Origin of the sequence: Marinomonas fungiae (assembly GCF_001418205.1) — a bacterium.
GTDB lineage: Bacteria > Pseudomonadota > Gammaproteobacteria > Pseudomonadales > Marinomonadaceae > Marinomonas > Marinomonas fungiae.
In genome coordinates, this window is record NZ_LIQF01000001.1 from 44,214 (window position 1) to 69,137 (window position 24,924).

A 24,924-nucleotide genomic window follows, 5' to 3' on the forward strand; every position below is an offset into this window, starting at 1 on the left:
TTGAAGGAGTTATACAAAAATGAGTTTGAGCATTCAAACCGGCATCATCGCAGAAGCATCCAGCGATGCGACTTTCATTTTGCTGGATGCAGTACCAGGCCATGAGAACCAGCTACGTCAAGCGCTCGCAGCTTTTCCTGAACTGATTAGTTCAATACAACAACAATTCCCCGATGCTCAGTTGCATGCCGCGGTAGGCTTCTCAAGCCATAGCTTTGAACGCATCACTAAAAAGCTTAAACCGAAGGAATTAGCTCCCTTTCCAAGTTTCTCTGGTGAGTACTTAAGTGTTTCAGATGCCGCTTATGACATCATCCTGCACATCCGATCTAACCGTCATGATGCGACACATTTATTGGCGCTTACTTTGTTCCGCGCACTTGCTGAAAGTGTCACTTTGAAAGAGCAAACCAACGCTTTTAAATACCTAGACAATCGTGATTTCACTGGCTTTGTCGATGGCACAGAGAACCCGCAAGGGGATGACCGTGCCGTGGTTGCCTTAGTCAGTGAGGAAGACCCTGACTATCAAGGTGGATCATACCTAAACTACATGAAGTTTGTTCATGACTTAGACAAATGGGAACACCAAGAACTGAAAGTTCAGGAAGACACTTACGGACGAACTAAGTACGACAACGAAGAGTACGCTTCAGCCGAGAAATCTCCCCATGCGCATACAAAACGCACATCCTTAAAAGATGAACATGGCAAATCGTTAGAGATTCTGCGTCAAAGCATGCCGTTTGGAGACCTACAGCAACAAGGTTTGGTTTTTGTTAGCTATTCAAAGACACCAAGTATTTTTGATTTAATGCTTAAAAGCATGATCGAAGGCGATGAACAAGGCCGCGCAGATCACTTAATGAAATACACTCAAGCTACCTCAGGTAGTGCTTTCTTTATACCAACCTTAGATTTCTTAAAGCAGCTTGCTTAACCGCTAACGTTTTTATAGATAAAAAAATACCACGCCAAGGCGTGGTATTTTTTGTTTAGTAGCAGTGCTTAATTACGCACGATTTCTGCAGCATTCTGCAACGTTGATTGCTGTGCACGCAAAGTCATAGTGCTAAGTGTTTGCGAAAGATAATTCTGGTAGATTTCTTTTTGCGATTCTTCCACCGAGCTATCCCCCTCAATCACTGATGTAAGACGAATGGCCACTAGGTCACCATTTGACGTTGTTTCAACACCTGTCGTTACATTCCCTTCGCTAGGGTGTGCCAAGCCAAATGCCAAATTCGCCACTTCATCTTGTCCACGTTCAACGTCTTCTTGACGGATCCAATTACCTTTACCTGATGCTAAAGCCTGTTCAGCAGACGCTTGCAGCTCATCAACAGCCTTTTGTTGAACCATGACAGAAGCAATCGCTTCTTTTGCTTCATCAAATGTTTGTTGTGCCGCAGGTTTATGGTCGTTGACACGCACCACAGCCACTTCTTCATCACTCAGCTCAATCAAGTCACTGTTATGACCATCTTCCAAAACCGTTGGACTATAAGCCGCTGAAATCACCGCTGGCGCAGAGCTGATCTCATCTGCACCACCGTTACGACCAAAGTAGTCGGTAGTCAATACAGCTACACCATAGGCCTTAGCAATCGCGGACAAATCATCACTCGCATAGGCAAGATCGGTAATGTTCTCATGCTCGCTTAGTAATTGGTCTTTGGCTTTTTGCGCGATCAACTCATCCATTAATTCATTACGCATTTCATCAAGCGTTGGCGCTTCAGTTTCACTGATATCATTTAGCTGAATTAGGTGATATCCAAATTCCGTTTGCACTTCATCTACCTGACCCACCTCTTTCATCGCGAACAAAGCATCCTCAAAGTCACCCACCATGATGCCACGGCTAACGTAACCTAAATCGCCGCCATTATCTTTTGAACCTAGATCGTCAGAGTACTCTGCCGCTAACTCTGCAAAAGATTGTCCAGCTGCTAGCTTTGCTTTGATTTCATCAATGCGCGCCTGAGCTTCTTCATCCGTGCGAGACTCTGTATCGACTAGGATATGAGAGGCAGCACGCTCTTCACCTTGAAAATTCGCGACACGTGCTTGATAAGCGTCGTTTAGCTCCGCGTCAGAAACCTCAACTTTGTCTTGAATATCGGCAACGGAAACCACCACATAATCTAGCTTGACTTGTTCCGGCGCGATAAAGCTTGCTTTATTTTGCTCGTAGTATTCGCGCAGTTCATCATCCGTCACATTCACTTGCTCAGTTTTTTCTGCTAATGAGTAACGAATATAGTCGTAATTACGCTTCTGGTTTTGCAGAGCAACGATGTGTTCAATTTGACTCGGCAAAACAAACTCAGAACCAGCTAAAGCATTACGAGTTTGTTGGATCAAAACATCTTGCTTAATACGCTCTTTAAACGCCAAAGGCGTAAAGCCTAGGGAGCGTATAAAGTTTAGATATTTATTTTGATCGAACTTGCCTTCCGTTTGGAATTGCTCAGCCTGTAATAGGTAAGCATCCACTTGTGCGTCAGATACACCTAAATTCAAGCTTAGCGCTTGGTTCATCAATACCGTACGCTGAATCAATTCATCCAAAGCACGACGTTGTAAAGCATTCTCTTCCAACATAGCCGGATCAATCTGGCCACCCATCATTGAAATCAACTGTCGGCGTTGAGTTTCAGATGCTTGCAGAAGTTGCGTGCGCGTAATTTCTTTGCCATCCACTTCGGCAACAGTGTCTGTTGATGTGAAGCTTTGCACTAGGGCTTCAACACCGAATAGAGCAAACGTCACAATCACGACACCGATGATCACTTTTACGATCACACCTTGTGACTTGTCTCTGATATCCTGGAGCATCTTGCCTCCACCTAAAAACTGTAATCTGTAAAACAAAAAAGGTGCATCCCGCGGGGAACACACCTCTTTGCTCTAATGGCGGAACGGACGGGACTCGAACCCGCGACCCCCTGCGTGACAGGCAGGTATTCTAACCAACTGAACTACCGCTCCGAATGCATTAGTTCACTGCGTCTTTAAGGCCTTTACCGGCTTTGAAACTAGGAACCTTCGCTGCGCTGATTTGGATCTCTTCACCTGTCTGAGGGTTACGGCCTGTACGTGCCGCACGCTCTTTCACTGAGAAAGTACCAAAACCAACCAAAGTAACTTGGTCGCCATTTGCTAGCGCTTCTTCGATTGCTTTCAAAGTTGCATCTAGTGCATTACTTGCAGCAGCTTTAGACAAGTCTGCGGACGTGGCAATAGCATCAATCAATTCTGATTTATTCACGTTCTACCCCTTCAGTATTCTCGTGGTTCCTTGGTATTTTAATTCGACCAAAACGTAACGGTCGATGTCTAGATGAGCCTTTATACTAGCCTATCTAAGGCCCTGTCAACACAGGGTTTGGCCTAATGATGACTCACAGATTCTTGTTCATCAACAGTTTTTTCCTTCCCTGACACAGATTCTTCACTTTTTGGTGAAGGAACGTACTCTAATGCCACATCCAGAACCTCATCGATCCATTTCACCGGGATAATTTCAAGGTCCGCCTTGATGTTATCCGGAATTTCTTTCAGATCACGAGTATTTTCTTTAGGGATCAAAACCGTTTTAATACCACCTCGATGAGCAGCTAGCAGCTTCTCTTTAAGGCCACCGATAGGCAATACCTCACCACGAAGTGTAATCTCACCTGTCATCGCGACAGACGCTTTCACTGGCACTTTAGCAAGCACCGAGACAATCGCAGTACACATGGCAATACCAGCGCTTGGACCATCTTTTGGTGTTGCACCTTCAGGCACATGCAAATGTAAATCTACTTTTTCGTGGAAGTCGTCATCAATGCCAAGCCCAGCTGCTCGACTGCGCACAACAGTCAAAGCCGCTTGTATGGATTCCTGCATCACATCACCCAGAGAGCCGGTCTTAACATGACGACCCTTACCTGGCATACTCGCCGCTTCAATGGTCAATAACTCACCGCCTACTGACGTCCACGCTAGGCCAGTTACTTGACCAATTTGGTTATTTTCCTCGGCTTTACCGTAGCTGAATTTATGCACGCCACAGTAGTCTTCTAGGTTTTCAGAAGACACTTTTACCGCATCGTTAGTCTTCTTAAGCGCTTGCTCTTTCACCACACGGCGGCAAACCTTACTGATTTCACGCTCAAGACCACGCACACCCGCTTCTTTTGTGTAGTAACGAATGATGTCCATCAAAGCTTCATCAGATACTTCAATTTCCGAATCTTTAAGACCACTCAACTTAACTTGTTTAGGCAACAAATAACGCTTAGCGATGTTCAACTTTTCATCTTCGGTGTAACCTGGTATGCGAATAATCTCCATACGATCCATCAATGGACCCGGGATATTCATGCTGTTTGAAGTACAGATAAACATCACATCTGATAGATCGTAATCCACCTCTAGGTAGTGATCACTAAAGGTATGATTTTGCTCTGGATCTAGCACTTCAAGCAGTGCAGACGCTGGATCACCACGCTGATCCATGCCCATCTTGTCGATCTCGTCTAACAAGAACAGTGAGTTCTTCACTTTCACTTTAGCTAGTTTCTGAAGTAATTTACCTGGCATAGAACCAATATAAGTACGACGGTGCCCACGAATCTCAGACTCATCTCGCACACCACCTAAGGCCATACGCACGTATTTACGGTTAACAGCACGCGCAATAGATTGTCCTAGGGATGTTTTACCAACACCTGGAGGCCCTACTAGACAAAGTACGGGACCTTTAACTTTCTTAACGCGCTGCTGCACAGCCAAGAACTCTAGGATACGGTCTTTAACGTCCTGCAGGCCGTAGTGATCTTCGTTCAAAACTTTTTCTGCATAAGCCAAGTCATTACGCACTTTAGAGCGTTTCGTCCAAGGCAGAGACACCAACCAGTCGATATAACCACGCACCACCGTTGCTTCGGCAGACATAGGTGACATCATTTTTAATTTTTTAAGCTCAGCTTCTGCTTTCTCTGTCGCTTCTGGCGACATTTTAGCTTCGGTGATTTTCTCTTGTAAGATATCCAGCTCGTTACTGCCTTCATCCATATCACCTAGCTCTTTTTGAATAGCCTTCATTTGCTCATTCAAGTAGTACTCGCGTTGGCTCTTTTCCATTTGCTTTTTAACGCGGCTGCGAATGCTTTTCTCAAGATGGGCAATATCCAGCTCACCATCCATCAAGCCCATCAAGTGCTCGCCACGCTCGATCAAAGAACTGAGTTCCAAAGCGCGCTGCTTGTCTTCCAACTTAAGGCTCATATGACCTGCGATGGAATCGATCAGCTTAGATAGGTCATCGATCGATTTCAGTGAAGTAACGACTTCACTTGGGATACGCTTACTGCCAGCAACGTACTCATCAAGCTGCTTGATTAGGGCGTTGCGAATAGCAGGATACTCCGACTCATCGTCCTCCACTTCGGGAAGTGCATCAATCGTAGCAGACACCCATTCATCGCCCTCTTCAATAGACTGCAACTCAGCACGATATTGCCCTTCGACTAATACCTTGACCGTACCATCAGGAAGACGCAGCAACTGAATGACTTTGGCCACCGTACCGATTTCGTAAAGGTCATCCTGCTTTGGGTCGTCTTTAGAGGCATCCTGCTGCGCGACAAGAAAGACCATCTTGTCACCATCCATTGCCGACTCTAGTGCAGCAATTGACTTTTTACGGCCAACAAACAATGGCAACACCATATGCGGATACACGACAACATCGCGTAGCGGCAACATAGGTAAAAATTTAGAATCAGACATATTTACTTCCAACTGAACACTAACGCACGCGGCGTTAACGTGTGACTTAACTTCGATAATTAAGAGATAAGGTCAGTAGAGTAAAAATGCAAGCGTTGGGAGAGGAATTAAAAGAAAAAGCAAAAGAATAAGATCAGATTTCGCTTACGACCTAGGTTCGCAAGCGAAATCTGTATAGAAATTAACCATTTGAGGCGTCTTTCTGCTCACTTTCAAGCACCATCAGTGGCACTGTATCGCCACGGATAGAAGAAGCATCCATGACCACTTTGGCTACATCGGTACGGTTTGGCAGATCGTACATACTTTCAAGCAATGCTGATTCAAGAATGCTGCGTAGACCACGAGCACCAGTTTTACGCTCGAGCGCCAAATGAGCAGCTTCACGCAACGCTTCTTCCGTAAACTCAAGCTCAACACCCTCTAATTCAAACAGATGCTGATATTGCTTAGTTAAAGCGTTTTTAGGCTGACTCAAGATTGTCATCAAGGCTTCTTCGTCTAATTCAGACAAGGTCGCAACCACAGGCAAACGGCCAACAAACTCTGGAATTAAACCGAATTTCACCAAGTCTTCTGTTTCCACTTGGTGGATAGACTCAGAGAACGAACGATTTTCTTCTTTGCTCTTCACTGTTGCCTTGAAGCCAATGCTACTTTTCTCAGTACGATCACTGATCACACGATCCAAGCCTGAGAATGCACCGCCACAGATGAATAGAATGTTCGACGTATCCACCTGAACAAACTCTTGCTGTGGATGCTTACGACCACCTTGCGGCGGAACCGACGCAACAGTACCCTCAATAAGTTTCAATAACGCTTGCTGAACACCCTCACCTGATACGTCACGCGTAATCGATGGGTTATCCGACTTACGAGAAATCTTATCGATTTCATCTATATACACGATACCACGCTGCGCTTTCTCAACATCATAGTCACAGTTCTGCAGCAACTTCTGGATAATATTCTCAACGTCTTCACCCACATAACCCGCTTCAGTAAGCGTGGTCGCATCGGCAATCGTAAATGGCACATCCAGAACTCGAGCCAAGGTTTGTGCAAGCAAAGTCTTACCACTACCTGTTGGGCCGATTAACAGAATATTACTTTTACCCAGTTCGATATCTTTGTTAGCTAGACCTTGATGACGCAAACGCTTGTAGTGGTTATAAACCGCTACCGCAAGAACCTTCTTTGCTCGATCTTGACCAATAACATAATCATCTAAAGCTGCAGACAGTTTTGCTGGCGTTGGCAATTCATCTTTTACTTCTGCCTCACCATCACCTTGCAACAGCTCTTGCGTAATGATGTTGTTGCACAGGTCAACACATTCATTACAGATGTATACCGAAGGGCCGGCAATTAATTTTTTAACCTCGTCCTGACTCTTTCCGCAAAAAGAGCAGTACAGCAAACGATCAGAGTGATCGCCGCGGCTATATTTATCATCAGACATTAAAGTCCACCCTTTTTTATACTTCGCGTTTCTCTAGAATATCGTCAATCAAACCGTACTCTTTAGCCATTGTTGGATTCATAAAGTTATCACGGTCTGTATCTTCTGCGACTTTTTCGATCGGCTGACCAGTATGGTGCGCAATGATTTCATTAAGACGATGTTTAATACTCAAAATTTCGCGAGTGTGAATTTCGATATCAGAAGCCTGGCCTTGGTAACCACCAAGCGGCTGGTGAATCATGACACGAGAGTTAGGTAGACAGTAACGCTTGCCTGCCGCACCTGCCGTCAATAGCAATGCCCCCATACTCGCAGCTTGACCGATACACATTGTGCTCACATCAGGCTTGATGAATTGCATTGTATCATAAATAGACATACCCGCTGTAACAGAGCCACCTGGTGAATTGATGTATAGGTGAATATCCTTATCAGGGTTTTCAGACTCTAAGAACAACAATTGGGCAACCACTAGGTTGGCCATGTGATCTTCAACTTGACCAACCAAAAAGATGACGCGCTCTTTTAGTAGGCGTGAATAAATATCAAAAGACCTTTCACCACGAGCAGTTTGCTCAATAACCATTGGGACTAGGCCATTACTTGTAATCGCGACTGGGCCAGTTGTCGGGGTCATTAATTTCATATTCTATTCCTTAAAACGAAAAAGCCGGTATAGCTTGCGCTATACCGGCCCGTGAGAATTATAAGCTAAGCTTATGCTTCTTCAGTCTCTTCTGCTTCTGCAGCTTGAGCTTCTGGCTTAATAGCGTCTTCGTAACCTAGAGTTACTTCAGTAATTTTCGCGCTTTCTAGCAGTTTATCAACAACTTGCTCTTCAAGTACAGCAGATTGCACTTGCGCTAGTTGTTCTTTGTTCTTTAAGTAGAATTCAACAACTTGTTGTGGCTCTTGGTATGCTTGCGCCATATCTTCCAAGAATGCACGAACGCGCTCTTCTTCTACTTTAAGTTCGTTCTTTTGGATCACTTCAGAAATCAAAAGACCTAGTGCAGCACGCTTCTTAGCTTCTTCAGAGAATAACTCTGCTGGTAGTTGAGAAGCGTCAAAGCCTTGCATGCCGCCGAATTGACGTGCAGCTTGCTGACGCAGACCGTCAACTTCCTGATCAACCAATGCAGCTGGAACATCTACAGGGTTAAGCGCTAGAAGCTGATCGAAAAGAGAGTTTTTAAGCTTAGCTTTAACTGCTTGGCTTAGTTCACGCTCCATGTTCTTTTGCACTTCAGCACGCAAACTTGCTAGGTCTGCGTTTTCTAGACCGAACTTGCCTGCGAACTCATCGTTTAGCTCAGGCAGAACTTGCTCAGCAACTTCGTGCGCGATGATTTTGAAAGAAGCTTCTTTACCCGCTAGGTGTTCAGCTTGGTAGCTTTCTGGGAATGATACAGAGATAGTACGCTCTTCACCTGCTTTGATACCTACGATACCAGCTTCAAAGCCAGGAATCATAGTGTTAGAACCAAGAACTAGCTTGTGACCGTTTGCAGCACCACCTTCAAACGCTTCGTCGCCTAGGAAGCCAACGAAATCGATTGTTACTTGGTCGCCGTCCTGCGCTTCACGCTCAACTGCAGACCACTCAGCGTTTTGCTTACGTAGAGTTTCAAGCATTGTATCAACGTCTGCTTCTGTCACTTCAGAAACAACACGAGTTACTTCGATTTTAGAAGCATCAGCAAGTTCAATCGTTGGGTAAACTTCAACTTTAGCAACGAACTCAAGATCCGCACCTTCAGCGATGTTTTTTGGCTCAATTGAAGGCATACCCGCTGGCTGGATTGATTCCGCTTGGATAGCTTCAACGTATGCGTCACGCATTACTTGCTCAAGAGCTTCCATACGGATGCTTTGACCGAAACGTTTTTTAACAACACTTACTGGCACTTTGCCTTTACGGAAACCGTCGATACGTACTGTCTTAGCTGTTTTAGCTACTTCAGCGTTAACTTTATCATCGATACGTGCAGCAGGAACGCTAATAGTAAGAACGCGTTCGATTGGAGACGTTGTCTCTACAGAAACTTGCATAAAACTTCCTCTTGGGAACGTGCTTTATTTGTTGACGCCGCCGCGATGAATCACGACTTACTTTAAAGCTCAGTCAACAAGACCAAAAAATTTAATTAAAGCAATGTAATGGCACGCCTGGAGGGATTCGAACCCCCGACCATCCCCTTAGAAGGGGGATGCTCTATCCAACTGAGCTACAGGCGCAAATACTACATCACAAATAGTGACGCGCTATTATAGGGAAGGAATATAAATCGTCAACTCAAAGACATAAAAAAGCCCAGCAGAGCTGGGCTAAAAAATAATATATGACTTTTCGTCACCAAGGAACCGAGAATATATCTAAGCTACACCTTAGTCACTCAACAGTACAAATATCACAAAAGGAACGGAGTAAATATTAGTGCTCGCTTTAGGCATTTGCAACCAAAATGGGTCATTTTTGATTATCTTGCACTATAGATGTGCACTTACCACAATCCTTACACAATGGTCTGTTTTACATTTTACCGATACACTAATAGACATAGACAAAAATGGATATTTGCATGCACACCAAAGCCGTAAAAAATATTGCCAAGCAAACTTATCAACTGATTCGACTGGTCTTTAATCGAGCCATTCGCTATCAAGTTTCTTTGCGGGCCGCACACTTAACACTGGCCACTTTGCTCGCCGCGGTTCCGATTATCACTATCGTATTTGGCATTTTGCGACTCACTCCTGCCATGGTGGCCATGCAAGACTCCCTAGTTTCCTATATTGAGATACATCTTGCACCAGGCAGCAGCAGTACCGTCATCCCCTACTTACTGTCATTCTCAGAACAGACCAAGAATTTACCGGCGGCAGGTATCGCCACGTTGATTTTAACCGCACTACTCTTGCTCAATAGCTTTGAAGCATCAGTACAAGCCATTTGGCAAGTGAAACAGAAGCGTAATATTCGCGAGCGATTATTGACGTATTGGGCAATCCTAACACTGGGGCCTATCATGCTAGCCGTTGTAATGAGCCTATACGGGACCTTACTCTCCTATCAAATATCTGGAGATTACATCCCTGAGTTTGTCAAAAGTATCTTTGAGCTAAGCAGCTACGCGCTCTACTTCTTAATGCTATTTACCATTAATTTCTTAACCCCTAATGCGGAAGTTAAAATGAAGCCAACGGCTATCGCCGCGCTTATCGGCGCCATCGCGATCGCCATATTAAACTCAATCTTCGCCAACTTTGCTCAGTTTTTCGCCAGCTACAAAGTGGTTTACGGCGCATTTGCCGCGCTGCCAACTTTTCTTATTTGGCTACAGGCTAGTTGGTTAATTATTTTGCTAACCGTCAGTTTAAACGCAACACTCCATAAATTGGATCGCGTTAAAGAGCACATTAAGTTAGAATGATCGGTCAAACTTTTACATTAATTTGAATCTAGCCCATGCATAATATCAACGAATTAAACTCTATTTTGAGCGAGGCAGATTGCCTAGTCTCTGAAGCGCAGCTTAATGAAGCGCTCGATAAAATGGCACAACAAATCATTGACGACTTAGCGGATAAACAGCCGATCGTTATCTGTGTCATGAATGGCGGCCTACTCCCAACGGGAGCGCTGCTACAACGACTGCAATTCCCCCTTGAGCTGGATTACGTTCATGCCAGCCGCTACGGCATGAACACAAGCGGCAGCGATTTAAATTGGACTCGCTACCCTCAAACAGATTTTAAGGATCGTGTCGTATTGATTGTCGACGACATTTTTGACCAAGGCCATACCGTCGAAGCCATTATCAAATGGTTTGAAGAAAACGGAGCGCGCAGTGTCTACTCTGCGACAGTGATCAATAAACTCCATGACCGTAAAGTTGAAATGCGCCCCGATTATATCGGCCTTGATATCGAAGACCGCTTTCTGTTTGGTTACGGTATGGATTACCAAGGCTACTTCCGCAACCTGCAGGGCATCTACGCTGTTAAAGGCAAGTAGTCAAAACGCTCACCTCTTCTCACTTACATGAACAAGAAAGGCGCCATCGGCGCCTTTTTAATCACTAAACTGAAGATAGCTTAGAAAACTCGGTTAAAACCATTTAATGCTGCAACACGGTAGGCTTCCGCCATCGTCGGGTAGTTGAACGTCGTATTCAAGAAATACTTCAAGCTGTTCAATTCGCCAGGCTGCTTCATGATCGCCTGTCCGATGTGTACGATCTCTGACGCTTGGTCACCAAAACAGTGAATACCTAAGATCTCTAAGGTCTCACGATGGAACAGCAGCTTCAACATCCCCACCGCTTCACCGGTAATTTGCGCACGAGCCGTATTCTTAAAGAAAGCACGACCTACTTCGTACGGCACTTTCTCAGCCGTCAGCTCAGATTCCGTTTTACCGATAGATGAGATTTCAGGAATGGTGTAAATCCCCGTTGGTACTTCAGAAATAAAATGACCGCCTTCCAGTCCGAGCATATTTGCCGCAACAGAACGCCCTTGGTCATAAGCAGCACTTGCAAGGCTAGGCCAACCAATCACATCACCTGCAGCATAGACATTTTCTACTGCTGTTTGGTAAGTATCATTCACCGCTAACTGGCCACGAGAGTTAGTCTCCAGACCAATATTTTCAAGCCCCAATTTTTCCGTGTTACCGGAACGGCCATTACAGAACAACAACGCATCTGCGCGCAGTTTCTTACCAGATGCCATCGTCACAGTTACGTCACGATCCGAGCCTTCAACTTTCTCGAATGTTTCATTATGGCGAATTAAAATGCCACCATCACGCAAGTGATAACTTAATGCATCCGTAATTTCATCATCCAAGAAACTTAGCAGTTTCTTACCTGGGTTAATGAGCTCAACGCGAACACCTAAACCACAAAAGATCGACGCGTATTCACAACCAATTACACCCGCACCGTAAATAATCAAAGAGCGCGGTGTATGGCTAAGTGTCAAAATACTGTCCGAACAATAAATACGCGGATGTGTAAAATCGATGTTTGCTGGATGGTAAGGACGCGAACCTGTCGCAATTACCACCTTATCTGCCACCAATTCTTCAGGGCCTTTTTCGTAGGTATTTACTTCAATGGTATGGGCATCTTTAAAACGGCCACGACCAAAGTACACATCAATACGGTTACGGGCGTAATACTCTGTACGCCCCAATACCTGCTGATCAATCACACGGTTAGCGCGATCCAACACCTTTGGAAACGAGAACCAACGTGGCTCACCGATATCACGGAACATGGGGTTAGTGTTGAATGCAATAATTTCTTTTACCGCGTGACGTAGCGCTTTCGAGGGAATGGTACCTAAATGGGTACAGCTACCACCAACCCGCGGACTAGCTTCGATGACTGCAACTCGTTTGCCTGCTTTGGCTGCATTCATCGCAGCCCCCTCCCCAGCAGGACCGGTACCAAGCACCACGACATCATAATGTCTAGTCGTCATAAGATTCTATTACCTCATTTATTTTGTAGCGTCATAAAACTGTTCGTCTGAGACTTTAGCAGCACGTGCTTTTTTTGTTTCCTTTTCGCACTTTCCTTTGTCGCCGCCACAAATATCACAAGCAACTTCCATACCTAGGGCACTCATACCACCACAAGATCCAGAAATCGGCTTACGCCCCATTAGAACACCTACAGCCATGGCAACTACCACAGCGATCATTAATACAAAAGCTAAAACAATCGTTGACATCATTCACCTCTCAGCAGCTTAGTTTGATAAATAAGGTTTGAAGGCGTCGGAGTACTGCTCCGCAAAACCCAAGTCCTCTTTCACCAGCATGTACGCTGCAATATCGTTCTCTTGTGCAAATTTAAGACCCGCTTCAGGGCCCAGTACGGTAATAGCGGTCGCCAGACCATCTGCACGAGTGGTATTGGAATCAATAACCGTCACAGATACCAACCGATGAGTAATAGGTTTGCCTGTGATAGGGTCAATGGTATGAGAGTAACGCACACCATTTTCCTCAAAATAATTACGGTAATCACCGGATGTAGCAATGGCGACATCATTCGCTTGAATCACACGCTCGGCCACATTGTGCCCACCCGCTGGACTCTCAATCCCAACTACCCAATTGCTACCATCCAATTTACGTCCTGATGCAGATATTTCGCCGCCCACTTCTACAAGATAGTTATTAATACCAGCTTGCTTCAAGGCGCGCGCCACTTGATCAACACCATAACCTTTGGCAATAGATGATAAATCCACATACACATCACGGGATTTAGTCAGCTCATTACCGTCCAGTTTTACGTAATGGTATCCCACCAGCTCTTTGGCTACTGCGATATCAGCATCTGATGGCACATGGTCGTTGTGCTTACCTGGGCCAAAGCCCCATAAATTAACCAGTGGTCCTACCGTGACATCGTATTTACCACTTGTTAGTTCACTGATTTTCAGCGCCTCACCTACTACATACACCATATCGTCTGACACAGTGACACTGGTACCGGCAGGCTGCTTATTGAATTCTGATAGTTCTGAAGTTGAATCGTAGGTCGACATTAACTTATTAACCCGCAGCAACACATTGTCAACTTCAGATTTTAGCTGCTCAAGCTTTGGCGCATCCGCCGTTGTGGTGTACTTAACAGTATAAGTCGTGCCCATCGTCGGGCCAGAAAAGCTGACTAGTTCAGGAGAAAATGAAACTGCTTTATATAGGATAGTGACCAAAACAATCGCCACTAAAGCCAGCAATAATTTGTTTTTCATAGGTACCCAACAGATTTTTAAGGAAAGAAAAACAAAGACCCACCGAGCAGGTGGGTCTGTGTTTCATTCAGTGCTAGCCACCAAAGTCGTCAAGAAGAATATTCTCTTTCTCAACGCCTAAGTCTTCTAGCATTTTGATGACAGACGCGTTCATCATCGGAGGTCCACACATGTAGAACTCACAATCTTCTGGCGCTGGGTGATCTTTCAAGTAGTTTTCATACAGCACGTTGTGAATGAACCCTGTCTTACCATCCCAGTTATCTTCTGGCTGCGGATCAGACAATGCAAGATGCCACTCGAAGTTGTCATTCTCAGCTTGAAGTTGATCGTACTCTTCTGTGTAGAAAGCTTCGCGCAAACTACGAGCGCCGTACCAGAAAGACATCTTGCGCTTAGAGTGCAAACGTTTTAGCTGGTCGAAAATGTGCGAGCGCATTGGTGCCATACCCGCACCACCACCGATGAACACCATCTCAGCATCGGTATCTTTAGCGAAGAATTCACCAAATGGACCGTATACTTTGATCTTATCGCCTGGCTTCAAGCTAAATACGTAAGAAGACATTTGACCTGGCGGCACATCATCTTTACCCGGTGGCGGAGAAGCGATACGGATATTGAATTTTACAACACCCTTCTCTTCTGGGTAGTTTGCCATTGAGTAAGCACGAATAATCGGCTCATCAACTTTAGAAACGAATTTCCAAAGATTAAAGTGATCCCAGTCGCCACGGTATTCAGGTTGAATATCAAAATCTTTGTAGTGAACAGTGTGTGCTGGCGCTTCAAGCTGAACATAACCACCGGCACGGAAGTTCACATGTTCACCTTCAGGCAGACGCAAAGTTAGTTCTTTAATGAAGGTCGCAACGTTAGGGTTAGATTCAACCGTACATTCCCAAGCCTTAACACCAAATACTTCTTCCGGCACTTCAACATCCATGTCTTGCTTCACAGCAACCTGACATGAAAGACGGTAACCTTCTTTTTCTTCACGACGCGTAAAGTGCGATTGCTCAGTCGATAACATAGAGCCGCCACCAGACATCACTTTACACTTACACTGTGCACAGGTACCGCCGCCACCACACGCAGATGATAGGAAGATACCGCTGTTTGCTAGGGTTTGCAGAAGCTTGCCACCCGCTGGTGCCGTCACTTCCTTTTCCCCATTAATACGGATTGTTACGTCACCACTACTTACTAGGCGGGCGCGAGCGAACAAAATGATCGCTACCAACGCCAACACAATAGCGGTAAACATCACAACACCTAGAATAATTGTATCTAAGTCCATGCTAGTTTAACCTTTTTTCTTGGTTGTCTAACTGTGCAGCGATTAAAGCTGCACACCAGAAAATGACATGAAGCCCAAGCTCATCAAACCAACGGTGATGAACGTAATACCTAGACCGCGAAGGCCAGCAGGTACGTCTGAGTACTTTAGCTTCTCACGGATACCTGCAAGGGCTGCAATCGCAAGCGCCCAACCGATACCAGCACCAACACCGTAAACCAAACTTTCAGAGAAGTTGTAATCACGTTCAACCATGAACAGTGACGCACCCATGATGGCACAGTTTACAGTGATCAGTGGCAAGAACACGCCCAGAGCGTTGTATAGCGCTGGCATGTACTTATCTAAGATCATTTCCAAAATTTGTACGATCGCTGCAATAACACCGATGTAGCTCAACAGACCCAAGAAACTAAGGTCAACATTTGGCAGACCTGCCCAATCCAAAGCACCTTCTTTTAGAAGGTTCTGGTACAGCAGGTTGTTCACAGGAACCGTTACCGCCAATACGATAACTACAGCAATACCTAGACCAATGGCAGTTTCCACTTTCTTAGACAACGCTAGGAAAGTACACATACCAAGGAAGAAGGCCAATGCCATGTTTTCGACGAAAACTGCCTTAATAAAAAGACTAATTAGGTGTTCCATTTATAGGGCCTCCTGCGAACGAGAGTTTTTAGCAATCTTGAACTCTGGTTCTTCAACTTGCTCTTTCTTGTAAGAACGTAGTCCCCAGATAACGAGACCGATTACGAAGAAAGCACTTGGCGGAAGAAGCATCAAACCGTTTGGCTGGTACCAACCACCGTTTTGAACTGTCTCGAATACAGGAACACCAAATAGTTTACCCGCACCTAGAAGCTCACGGAAGAAACCTACAACCATCAACATTGCGCTGTAGCCAAGACCGTTACCGATACCGTCAAGGAAGCTCATTGCTGGGCCATTTTTCATGGCGTAGGCTTCAGCACGACCCATTACGATACAGTTGGTGATGATCAAACCAACGAATACCGATAGCTGCTTACTGATTTCATAAGCAAATGCTTTCAACACTTGGTCTACCACAATTACCAACGAAGCAATGATGATCATCTGAACGATGATACGAATGCTATTTGGAATGTGTGAACGGATCACTGCGATAAACAAGTTTGAAAACGCCGTTACAAGCGTTAGGGCAATCGACATTACCAAACTTACGCTTAAGCTACTTGTTACCGCTAACGCAGAACAGATACCAAGGATCTGTAATGCAATTGGGTTGTTCGCGAGAATCGGTCCAAAGAGGACTTTTTTCACTTCAGACATGCTTACACTCCTTCACTACGCAGCTTGGCAAGGAAAGGACCGAAGCCATCTTCACCCAACCAGTAATGAACCAAGTTCGTTACACCGCGGCTTGTCAAAGTCGCACCAGAAAGACCATCTACTTTATGAGACGCTTGCGGATCGTTGGCATCAACAGACCCTTTAACTAGACCAAGAACGGCCTCGCCTTGCTCATTGTAAACTTCTTTACCTTCCCAAAGCGCCTTCCAAGCTGGGTTGTCAACTTCACCACCTAGCCCAGGAGTCTCAGCTTGCTGGTAGAAACCAAAGCCAACCACTGTCGAGAAATCACCTTCAAGTGCCATAAAGCCGTACATAGTTGACCATAGGCCGTAACCGTGAACCGGCAGGATAATACGTGCTTTAGCATTGTCGTCTTTCACAACGTAAACTGTTGCAAAATTTGCACGACGCTTAATGCTCGCAGGATCTTTATCACCGCTTAACGCGACAGAAAGAGCAGGATCTTTAGACGCAGCCTGTTGGTTGTAAGAGTCAACCGATACGCCCGCTGCCGCAAGCTCCTCATCTGTTGCAAAACGACCTTCGGACACATTCACTAGACGCTTCTCAACGTTTGCGAATACCGCATCCACATTTTCGCCTGGCTGAAGCATCTGCGCAGCAGCTAGAATGTTACGCTTACGGTCAAGGTCTTTGTTCGCTTGCTGAATTGGCTTAAGACCAACTGCTGCACCAGCAACAAAGATGGAACACACCAAACACAGTGCTACGGCAACAATGATGGTTTTTTTGATGCTATCGTTACTGCTAGCCATTGCGAGCGATCCTCCGTTTGATGTTTGCTTGCACTACGAAGTGGTCGATAAACGGCGCAAACAAGTTAGCAAACAAGATTGCCAACATCATACCTTCTGGGTAAGCAGGGTTAACGACACGAATCAACACTACCATTACACCGATTAGTGCACCGTAGAACAACTTACCGCGGTTAGTCATAGACGCTGAAACTGGATCAGTCGCCATGTACATCATACCGAAGGCAAAACCACCAATAACTAGGTGCCAGTACCAAGTTGTTGCAAACATTGGGTTGGTATCAGAACCGATGGCATTAAATAACAATGATGTTGCCACCATGCCTACCATGACACCCGCCACGATACGCCAAGAAGCGATCTTCATGACCAACAGCACACCACCGCCAATCAAGATCGCAAGGGTAGATGTCTCACCCATAGAACCTTGAATAAAGCCGAAGAACGCATCAGACCAAGAAACAGAAAGTGCCTCTATGCCACCTGCAGCCATTTGGCTCAATGCAGTCGCACCCGAGAAACCATCTACCGCTGTCCATACTGCATCACCAGACATCGAAGCAGGGTACGCAAAGAATAGGAACGCACGACCAGCAAGTGCTGGGTTAAGGAAGTTCTTACCCGTACCACCAAATACTTCTTTACCTAGAACCACACCGAAAGTGATACCTAGAGCAACTTGCCACAATGGGATCGTAGCCGGAAGCGTTAGCGCGAATAGGATAGAGGTCACGAAGAAACCTTCGTTGACTTCGTGTTTACGTACTGCAGCGAACAAAACTTCCCAGAAACCACCGACAACAAATGTCGTTAAGTAAACTGGCAAGAAGTACATTGCGCCGTAAATCATGTTATCCCACACACTGTCTACGTTGTACGCAGTCAATGCACCGATAACACCTTGACGCCAAGTATCGGCAGGAACCGCACCCATTGCATCCAAAGCAGTATTCGCTTGGAAACCAATGTTGTACATACCGAAGAACATGGCAGGGAATGTACACATCCAAACAAGGATCATGACACGCTTCATATCTACCGCATCACGAACATGAGAACCGCCTTTCGTGACACTACTAGGACGGTAGAAAATAGTGTCTACCGCTTCGTAAAGCGCGTACCACTTTTCATATTTGCCGCCTGAATGAAATTCAGGCTCCATTTTATCTAGAATATTTCTAAGACCCATGGATTAACCCTCTTTCTCAATCGTTGTGAGACAGTCACGCAGAATTGGGCCGTATTCAAACTTACCAGAACAAGCGTATGTCATTAACGCCAGATCTTCTTCATCAAGTTCAAGACAGCCTAGTTTCTGAGCCTGCTCAGTGTCGCCTACTACCAAAGCGCGCAATAATTGAGTTGGAAGAATATCCAACGGCATCAAACGCTCGAAGTTGCCCAAAGGCAGCATAGTACGATCACTACCGTTAGTCGTAGTTGTCATGTTGAACAAAGACTTACCCGTTAGTTTAGAGATAAACACGTTCAATACGGAGTGTTTCTCAAAACCAGCACGCAAATAGTGCATCATCTGACGCTCACGACCTTCAGCAAGTACAACGACTTGAGAGTGGTAACGACCTAGGAAAGCGTATGGACCAGTCGCTTTACGACCAGACAACACGGAGCCAGAGATAATACGGTTATCACCTTCTAGCAGTTCACCGGAAACCAATTGATTTAGGTCCGCACCAACAACTGTACGTAGCAAACGCGGTTTAGAGACCTGTGGACCACCAAGGGCGATAACACGAGTCATATCCAATTGACCGTTTACGAACAGTTCACCAATGGCAACAACGTCTTGGTAATCAACAGACCAAACCGTTTTCTTGTCGCTAACTGGATCTAGGAAATGAATATGCGTGCCAGCCAAACCTGCAGGGTGCTTACCAGAAAACTCTTCAACCACAACATCAGAAGTTGTCGGGATTTTGCTTTCAGGGGCTTTACACAGGAACACTTTACCTTCTGTCAAACGTGTTAGAACAGTCAAACCGTCAGCAAAGGCTTCCGCTTTATCTGCTAGCACCACAGCAGGATCTGCTGCTAGAGGGTTAGTATCGATGGCTGTAACGAAGATTGAGTGAGGAACTGAATCAACTGCAGGAACTTTAGAGAAAGGACGAGTACGAAACGCAGTCCATAAACCAGACTCAACAAGACTTTCAACCGCCTTGCTTCGCTCTAGAGACTTAAGCTCAGAACCCGAGTACTTTGGAAATTCAACGGCATCATTACCTTCAACTTTAATGACGACCGACTGTAGCATACGTCGTTCACCGCGATTAATCGCAGCGATAGTACCTGAGGCTGGGGCGGTATACTTTACTCCTTCCGTTTTTTTATCCGTAAAGATAACCTGCCCTTTTTTGACCTTATCACCTTCCGCAACCAGCATGGTCGGTTTCATACCATGATAGTCAGGTCCGATGATCGCAACCGATTTCGCGGCTGGAGCATCCTCAATCACCTGATTGGGAGCACCGCTGATCGGCAGATCTAGGCCTTTCGTAATTTTATACATATGTTCTGCCCAACAAAAATTGAACACCAAAGCGTACCTACGCTACTGGACCAAATCCCCTCCGGGAAAGCATTTTGATCCTCGCCACCTAAAAGGTAGTTTTATAACGTAATATCACTTCACCGAAAAAACCGTCGTATTATAAAGATCATTGCCGTCGTTGACTACTCTTGGACAGTTCCTTTACCTATGCGGAATGGTCAAAAACAAAGAAATACTAACTATAAGCGGCGTTTATTTTAGTGATTGCGACTGAACTTTCTGTATTTTTATTACATAAACACACTAATCCGAACTTTACTATTTTTTCCCCGCTTGTTTGCGCTTCAGTGGTTGCGACAACCCAGCTAACGCGACAGAATAGCATTTAGGCATTTACATACTTTTAGGGAAACGCGTTATGTCACATGCAGCACAGATACGTATCAAAAACTTGCGTTTGCGTACCTACATTGGCTTTAACGATGAAGAACAAAAGAATTTACAAGACGTCGTTATTAACGCCTTGATCGAATACCCAGCCGAGCAGGCCTGCCATAGCGATGACGTTACTCATGCGGTGAACTATAAAACCATCTGCAAACAGCTGATCGCACATGTTGAAAACCATCGCTTTTTACTGCTCGAGAGTCTCACCACGCAACTTTTAGACATCTGTCTAATGCCAGAGCAAGTGACCTATGCCGAGGTCGAAGTCGATAAACCTCATGCCTTGCGCTTTGCCGATTCAGTATCCTTTCGCTTAGCCAAACATAAATCATAATTAGCCTGACCAATGACCACACAACACTCACTAAACTTTGCTGCGGGTTTCAAGAACTTTCTCGATAGCCACAATCTTAGCCACAAAGCGAAGCACATCGTCGATTTAGCACTGACACAAAACAAACCGCTGCTTTACATTGCCGCCAGCGCCACAGAGCTAAACGAAATCGAGGATAATATTCGCTTTTTCCTTGGTGATAACACCTCCGTATTACGCTTTTCAGATTGGGAAACGCTACCCTACGACAGCTTTTCACCGCATCAAGACATCATCTCAGACCGCCTGAACACCTTGGCACAAATTCGTGACCTAAGCTCAGGCGTAATCCTAACCACAATCTCCTCTGCTCTGACGCGCATCTGCCCTGAAGAGCACATTGATGCCCAACGCTTTGAACTCAAACTGGGACAACGTTTAGCGCAAAAGCAGTTAATCGATCGCCTAAGCAACGGCGGCTATTTAAATGTTGAAACCGTTACCACTCATGGCGAATTCGCGGTACGCGGCGCCATCATGGACATTTACCCGATGGGGGTCATCAACCCTGTACGAGTGGAATGGTTTGACGATGAAATCGAGTCGATTCGCTGGTTTGATGTAGACACTCAGCGAACCATCGAAAAAGTCAATGAAATCAAGATTCTGCCAGCACGTGAAATCGCCACAACCCAACAAGGCATCACCGGATTTCGCAAACGCTTTCGTGAACGCTTTGATATCGATCCATTAAGTAGCCCCATTTACCAAGATGTCTCAGAAGGCATTATTCCTGGTGGTATTGAATACTACCTACCACTATTCTTTGAGCAAACTGGCACCCTATTTGATTATTTAACTGCGGATACTTTGATCTTGCGAAATGAGCAGATCAATGAATACGTTGGCGCCACACTACTTGATTACAAAACACGTCACGAATCTCTGGCCTACGATATTCAGAGACCGATTCTGAAGCCAAGCGAACTATGCCTGTTAGAAGGCGAATTCTTTTCCAAATTAAATGAATTCTCGGGGGTTGTCTTTCATACCGATAGCGCCCCCGAAGCAGCTCTTCCTGAGCTGACAGCCGAAAATCAAGGTCGAGCCAGTTTTACCAAGCTCTCAGATTTCTTGGCCAGCAACGGTCAAGCAACCTTGTTGGTTGCGGAGTCTGCCGGGCGACGCGAAGCACTTCTCGAATTACTGCAAGACGCTAAAATCAAACCAAAACAATGCCACAACTGGCAAGAGTTTGAACAACAAAGTAGCGGCATTTTCATTACCGAAGGCCTTTTATCTCACGGGTTCAAACTGCCCAAGCACATCGTCATTTCAGAGAGTGATTTACTGGGCGAGCGCGTCACTCAATCGCGCCGTCGTAAAGCGTCAAACATTGATGAAGACGCTATCATCCGCAACCTGACTGAGTTGCGCTTGGGCGCTCCTGTAGTTCATATCGATCACGGGGTTGGACGCTATTTGGGCCTAACCAATCTCTCCATTGATGGACAAGAAACCGAGCTGCTTACCCTTGGTTATGCCAACGAAGCCAAGCTTTACGTGCCTGTGTCTTCATTGCAGTTGATCTCACGTTACACCGGCGCAGACGAAGAACACGCCCCACTACATAAACTCGGAACTGACAAGTGGAGTACAGCGAAGCAAAAAGCCGCAGAAAAAGCCCGAGACACGGCCGCTGAGCTATTGGAAATCTACGCGAAACGTGAATCTAAAATTGGCCATGCTTTTGCCTCGCCCGATGAGTCATACAAACAATTTGCCGCTGGCTTTCCATTTGAAGAAACGCCTGACCAACAGCTCGCCATTGATGCGGTAATTCGCGATATGTCGTCAAAAAAAGCCATGGATCGTCTTGTCTGTGGTGATGTGGGGTTTGGTAAAACCGAAGTGGCCATGCGTGCCGCCTTTTTAGCCGTACAAGATGGCAAACAGGTCGCAGTGTTAGTACCAACCACCCTGCTTGCACAACAACATTACGATAACTTTTGTGACCGCTTTGCCGACTGGCCTGTTCAAGTCGAGTTACTATCTCGCTTCCGCTCTGGAAAACAAACCAACGCAGCGATTGAGCGTATTAAGGAAGGTAAAGCTGACATTATCGTTGGCACCCACAAGCTGATTCAAGGGGACATCGATTTTGCCAACCTTGGACTGGTTATTATCGATGAAGAGCACCGCTTTGGCGTAAAACAAAAAGATCAATTCAAAGCCTTACGAGCCGAAGTAGACATTTTAACCCTGACGGCAACACCGATTCCACGAACCTTAAACATGTCGCTTAGCGGCATTCGTGATTTGTCAATTATCGCCACACCACCTGCGAAACGCTTGTCTGTAAAAACATTTGTAAAACAGAAAGATACGCATCAAATTCGCGAAGCGATTTTGCGTGAACTCTATCGTGGCGGCCAGGTGTACTACCTTCATAACGAAGTAAAATCGATCGAGAAAGCGGCAGAAGACTTGAAAGACTTGATCCCAGAAGCACGCATTATCGTTGGCCATGGACAAATGCGCGAACGCGAGCTTGAGCAAGTGATGGCAGACTTCTATCACAAGCGCGCCAACGTTCTGGTATGTTCAACCATCATCGAAACCGGTATCGATGTACCTAACGCCAACACCATTATCATTGAACGAGCTGATAAGTTTGGTCTGGCCCAGCTACACCAATTACGCGGCCGTGTTGGTCGCTCACACCACCAAGCCTACGCGTACTTGTTAACCCCGAATGATCGCAAAGTGACACCTGATGCAGAAAAGCGCCTTGAAGCCATCAGTATGGCGGACACTCTTGGTGCAGGTTTCACTCTTGCCACCCATGACCTCGAGATTCGAGGCACAGGTGAGTTACTGGGCGAAGGACAGAGCGGGCATATTGAACACGTTGGCTTCTCTTTGTTTATGGACATGCTCAACCGAGCGGTAAAATCTTTGAAAAATGGTGAATCGCCAGACGTAGATATCAGCTCACCGCAGCAAACCGAAATCAATTTACGTATTCCTGCACTGATTCCAGAAGACTATCTGGGAGACGTTCATATGCGCTTGATGCTCTATAAACGTATCGCCAGTGCCAAAGACGAGGATCAACTGAAAGAACTGCAGGTAGAAATGATTGACCGTTTCGGCTTACTGCCGGACGCGACCAAAAATCTATTCCGTCAGACAGGATTGAAATTTAAGGCTGAAGCTCTTGGCATCAATAAAATTGAAGCCAACCAGCATGAAGGCAAGATCCACTTCAAGAGCAACACCCCGATTGATCCAATGAAGTTGATCAGCTTAATTCAAACCAAACCTGAGCAATTCAAACTGTCGGGCTCGGATACGCTCCGTTTTATTGCTAATATGCCAAATGCAGATGAGCGTTTCACACACACACTAAAAACATTGGAACAGTTACATTGAAAACATTTCCACTTTTTATCCTAGGACTTTTGACTAGCGCCTACGTGCAAGCCGCCAGCATTAATCTGGATAACATTGATCTAAATAAAGCACGTGCCTACCAAGCCTATGTAATGACGTTTGAATGGCCTAAAAATGCCAGCTCTGAAAACGTTGAATATCAGGATCTTTTCTCTTTAGAAGGCCTTAACCGCTTTGGTTCAAGCTCAAATTCTGCCGCGCCCAACGGCATACCGAACCCATTTGCTAAATTTCAACGCACACTCAATAGCCGTACACATGTGCTGAGTAATAACTCGTGGACGCTGATATTCCCAGATACAGGGGCATCAATCTCAGAGAGCTTCCAGAGTAGTGAGCAGGAGAATGGTTACGCGACATTCACTGGTCAAGTAACCTTCACATTAAATCGCTATTTAGAAAGCAACCTGAGATATCAGCACTATTTGTTTGGTCAGCCAGCACAAGCACCACAACAAATCGAGCAAACGCAGCCAACGCAGCCAACGCAAATATACGCTTCAGATAATGTGCCGCAGGCTTACCAGGAGACTTATCCCTTGCAGCAAGGCACTTGGGATGGCCCTACTCAGGTTTTGTCATTGCACTTTCACAACAAAACTGCGAGCCAAAAACTTAATTATGTAGACCACCCAATTATCGGCACCCTGATTTACTTTGAGCCGCTAGACTTAGAGCAAGCCATTGATTTAGCCACTCGACGTTGAGTTTTGAGCAAAAAAATCCCGCTTATGCCAGCGGGATTTTTTT

21 protein-coding genes and 2 tRNA genes are annotated in these 24,924 nt (G+C 45.6%); 6 read left to right on the forward strand and 17 right to left on the reverse strand.

What is annotated here, in order from left to right:
* Positions 1-19 precede the first annotated feature (19 nt).
* Positions 20-940, forward strand: a complete 921-nt coding sequence (locus ASC49_RS00200) for a Dyp-type peroxidase (protein WP_055461198.1) — start codon at positions 20-22, stop codon at positions 938-940.
* Positions 941-1,008: 68 nt separating this feature from the next.
* On the opposite strand, the gene ASC49_RS00205 is transcribed toward ASC49_RS00200, so the two are convergent.
* From ASC49_RS00205 to ASC49_RS00240, 8 genes are all read right to left on the reverse strand, one after another.
* A complete protein-coding gene (locus ASC49_RS00205; protein WP_055461199.1) occupies positions 1,009-2,841 on the reverse strand; it encodes a SurA N-terminal domain-containing protein in 1,833 nt (610 codons plus the stop codon).
* 76 nt (positions 2,842-2,917) lie between these two features.
* A tRNA-Asp gene (locus ASC49_RS00210) sits at positions 2,918-2,994 on the reverse strand.
* Positions 2,995-3,001: 7 nt separating this feature from the next.
* Complete coding sequence (locus ASC49_RS00215) at positions 3,002-3,274, reverse strand: HU family DNA-binding protein (protein ID WP_055461200.1); 273 nt, start codon at positions 3,272-3,274, stop codon at positions 3,002-3,004.
* A 122-nt stretch (positions 3,275-3,396) separates the two neighbouring features.
* Positions 3,397-5,784, reverse strand: a complete 2,388-nt coding sequence (lon, locus tag ASC49_RS00220; protein ID WP_055461201.1) for an endopeptidase La — start codon at positions 5,782-5,784, stop codon at positions 3,397-3,399.
* Between the two features lie 181 nt (positions 5,785-5,965).
* The gene (clpX, locus tag ASC49_RS00225) at positions 5,966-7,249 is read right to left on the reverse strand and encodes an ATP-dependent Clp protease ATP-binding subunit ClpX (RefSeq protein WP_055461202.1); all 1,284 of its coding nucleotides are present in this window, start codon (positions 7,247-7,249) and stop codon (positions 5,966-5,968) included.
* 16 nt (positions 7,250-7,265) lie between these two features.
* Positions 7,266-7,898 carry an ATP-dependent Clp endopeptidase proteolytic subunit ClpP gene (gene clpP, locus ASC49_RS00230; RefSeq protein ID WP_055461203.1) on the reverse strand — a complete coding sequence of 211 codons (633 nt, stop codon included), beginning with the start codon at positions 7,896-7,898 and terminating at the stop codon, positions 7,266-7,268.
* 71 nt (positions 7,899-7,969) lie between these two features.
* A complete protein-coding gene (tig, locus tag ASC49_RS00235) occupies positions 7,970-9,304 on the reverse strand; it encodes a trigger factor (RefSeq protein ID WP_055461204.1) in 1,335 nt (444 codons plus the stop codon).
* 109 nt (positions 9,305-9,413) lie between these two features.
* A tRNA-Arg gene (locus ASC49_RS00240) sits at positions 9,414-9,490 on the reverse strand.
* A 344-nt stretch (positions 9,491-9,834) separates the two neighbouring features.
* Here ASC49_RS00240 and ASC49_RS00245 point away from each other — a divergent pair.
* Both ASC49_RS00245 and ASC49_RS00250 read left to right on the forward strand, forming a co-directional pair.
* Positions 9,835-10,686: a YihY family inner membrane protein gene (locus tag ASC49_RS00245; RefSeq protein ID WP_245624592.1), complete on the forward strand. Its 852-nt coding sequence runs from the start codon at positions 9,835-9,837 to the stop codon at positions 10,684-10,686.
* 35 nt (positions 10,687-10,721) lie between these two features.
* The gene (locus ASC49_RS00250) at positions 10,722-11,270 is read left to right on the forward strand and encodes a hypoxanthine-guanine phosphoribosyltransferase (RefSeq protein WP_055461206.1); all 549 of its coding nucleotides are present in this window, start codon (positions 10,722-10,724) and stop codon (positions 11,268-11,270) included.
* An 80-nt stretch (positions 11,271-11,350) separates the two neighbouring features.
* Here ASC49_RS00250 and sthA read toward each other — a convergent pair whose 3' ends face one another.
* The 9 genes from sthA to ASC49_RS00295 all read right to left on the reverse strand — a co-directional run bounded on the left by sthA (position 11,351) and on the right by ASC49_RS00295 (position 19,976).
* Positions 11,351-12,745, reverse strand: coding sequence for a Si-specific NAD(P)(+) transhydrogenase (sthA, locus tag ASC49_RS00255; protein ID WP_055461207.1), 1,395 nt, complete (start codon positions 12,743-12,745; stop codon positions 11,351-11,353).
* Between the two features lie 18 nt (positions 12,746-12,763).
* Positions 12,764-12,997, reverse strand: a complete 234-nt coding sequence (gene nqrM, locus ASC49_RS00260) for a (Na+)-NQR maturation NqrM (protein ID WP_055461208.1) — start codon at positions 12,995-12,997, stop codon at positions 12,764-12,766.
* 18 nt (positions 12,998-13,015) lie between these two features.
* Complete coding sequence (locus ASC49_RS00265; protein ID WP_055461209.1) at positions 13,016-14,032, reverse strand: FAD:protein FMN transferase; 1,017 nt, start codon at positions 14,030-14,032, stop codon at positions 13,016-13,018.
* Positions 14,033-14,105: 73 nt separating this feature from the next.
* Positions 14,106-15,332: an NADH:ubiquinone reductase (Na(+)-transporting) subunit F gene (nqrF, locus tag ASC49_RS00270; protein ID WP_055461210.1), complete on the reverse strand. Its 1,227-nt coding sequence runs from the start codon at positions 15,330-15,332 to the stop codon at positions 14,106-14,108.
* Positions 15,333-15,374: 42 nt separating this feature from the next.
* Positions 15,375-15,983: an NADH:ubiquinone reductase (Na(+)-transporting) subunit E gene (nqrE, locus tag ASC49_RS00275; protein WP_055461211.1), complete on the reverse strand. Its 609-nt coding sequence runs from the start codon at positions 15,981-15,983 to the stop codon at positions 15,375-15,377.
* Entirely contained in the window at positions 15,984-16,646 is a 663-nt protein-coding gene (locus tag ASC49_RS00280) for an NADH:ubiquinone reductase (Na(+)-transporting) subunit D (protein ID WP_055461212.1), read from the reverse strand.
* Positions 16,647-16,648: 2 nt separating this feature from the next.
* Positions 16,649-17,446 carry a Na(+)-translocating NADH-quinone reductase subunit C gene (locus ASC49_RS00285; protein WP_055461213.1) on the reverse strand — a complete coding sequence of 266 codons (798 nt, stop codon included), beginning with the start codon at positions 17,444-17,446 and terminating at the stop codon, positions 16,649-16,651.
* Positions 17,439-18,635: an NADH:ubiquinone reductase (Na(+)-transporting) subunit B gene (locus ASC49_RS00290; RefSeq protein WP_055461214.1), complete on the reverse strand. Its 1,197-nt coding sequence runs from the start codon at positions 18,633-18,635 to the stop codon at positions 17,439-17,441. The genes ASC49_RS00285 and ASC49_RS00290 overlap by 8 nt, the downstream gene beginning before the upstream one ends.
* 3 nt (positions 18,636-18,638) lie before the next feature.
* Complete coding sequence (locus tag ASC49_RS00295; RefSeq protein WP_055461215.1) at positions 18,639-19,976, reverse strand: Na(+)-translocating NADH-quinone reductase subunit A; 1,338 nt, start codon at positions 19,974-19,976, stop codon at positions 18,639-18,641.
* Between the two features lie 400 nt (positions 19,977-20,376).
* Here ASC49_RS00295 and folX point away from each other — a divergent pair, with 400 nt between their 5' ends.
* From folX to ASC49_RS00310, 3 genes are read left to right on the forward strand one after another with little or no spacing between them, the layout of a single operon-like run.
* Positions 20,377-20,739 (forward strand): dihydroneopterin triphosphate 2'-epimerase, encoded by a 363-nt coding sequence (gene folX, locus ASC49_RS00300; RefSeq protein WP_055461216.1) that lies wholly within the window; start codon positions 20,377-20,379, stop codon positions 20,737-20,739.
* A 12-nt stretch (positions 20,740-20,751) separates the two neighbouring features.
* Entirely contained in the window at positions 20,752-24,153 is a 3,402-nt protein-coding gene (gene mfd / locus ASC49_RS00305) for a transcription-repair coupling factor (RefSeq protein ID WP_055461217.1), read from the forward strand.
* Positions 24,150-24,881: a hypothetical protein gene (locus tag ASC49_RS00310; protein ID WP_055461218.1), complete on the forward strand. Its 732-nt coding sequence runs from the start codon at positions 24,150-24,152 to the stop codon at positions 24,879-24,881. The genes mfd and ASC49_RS00310 overlap by 4 nt, the downstream gene beginning before the upstream one ends.
* The last annotated feature ends 43 nt before the right edge of the window (positions 24,882-24,924 follow it).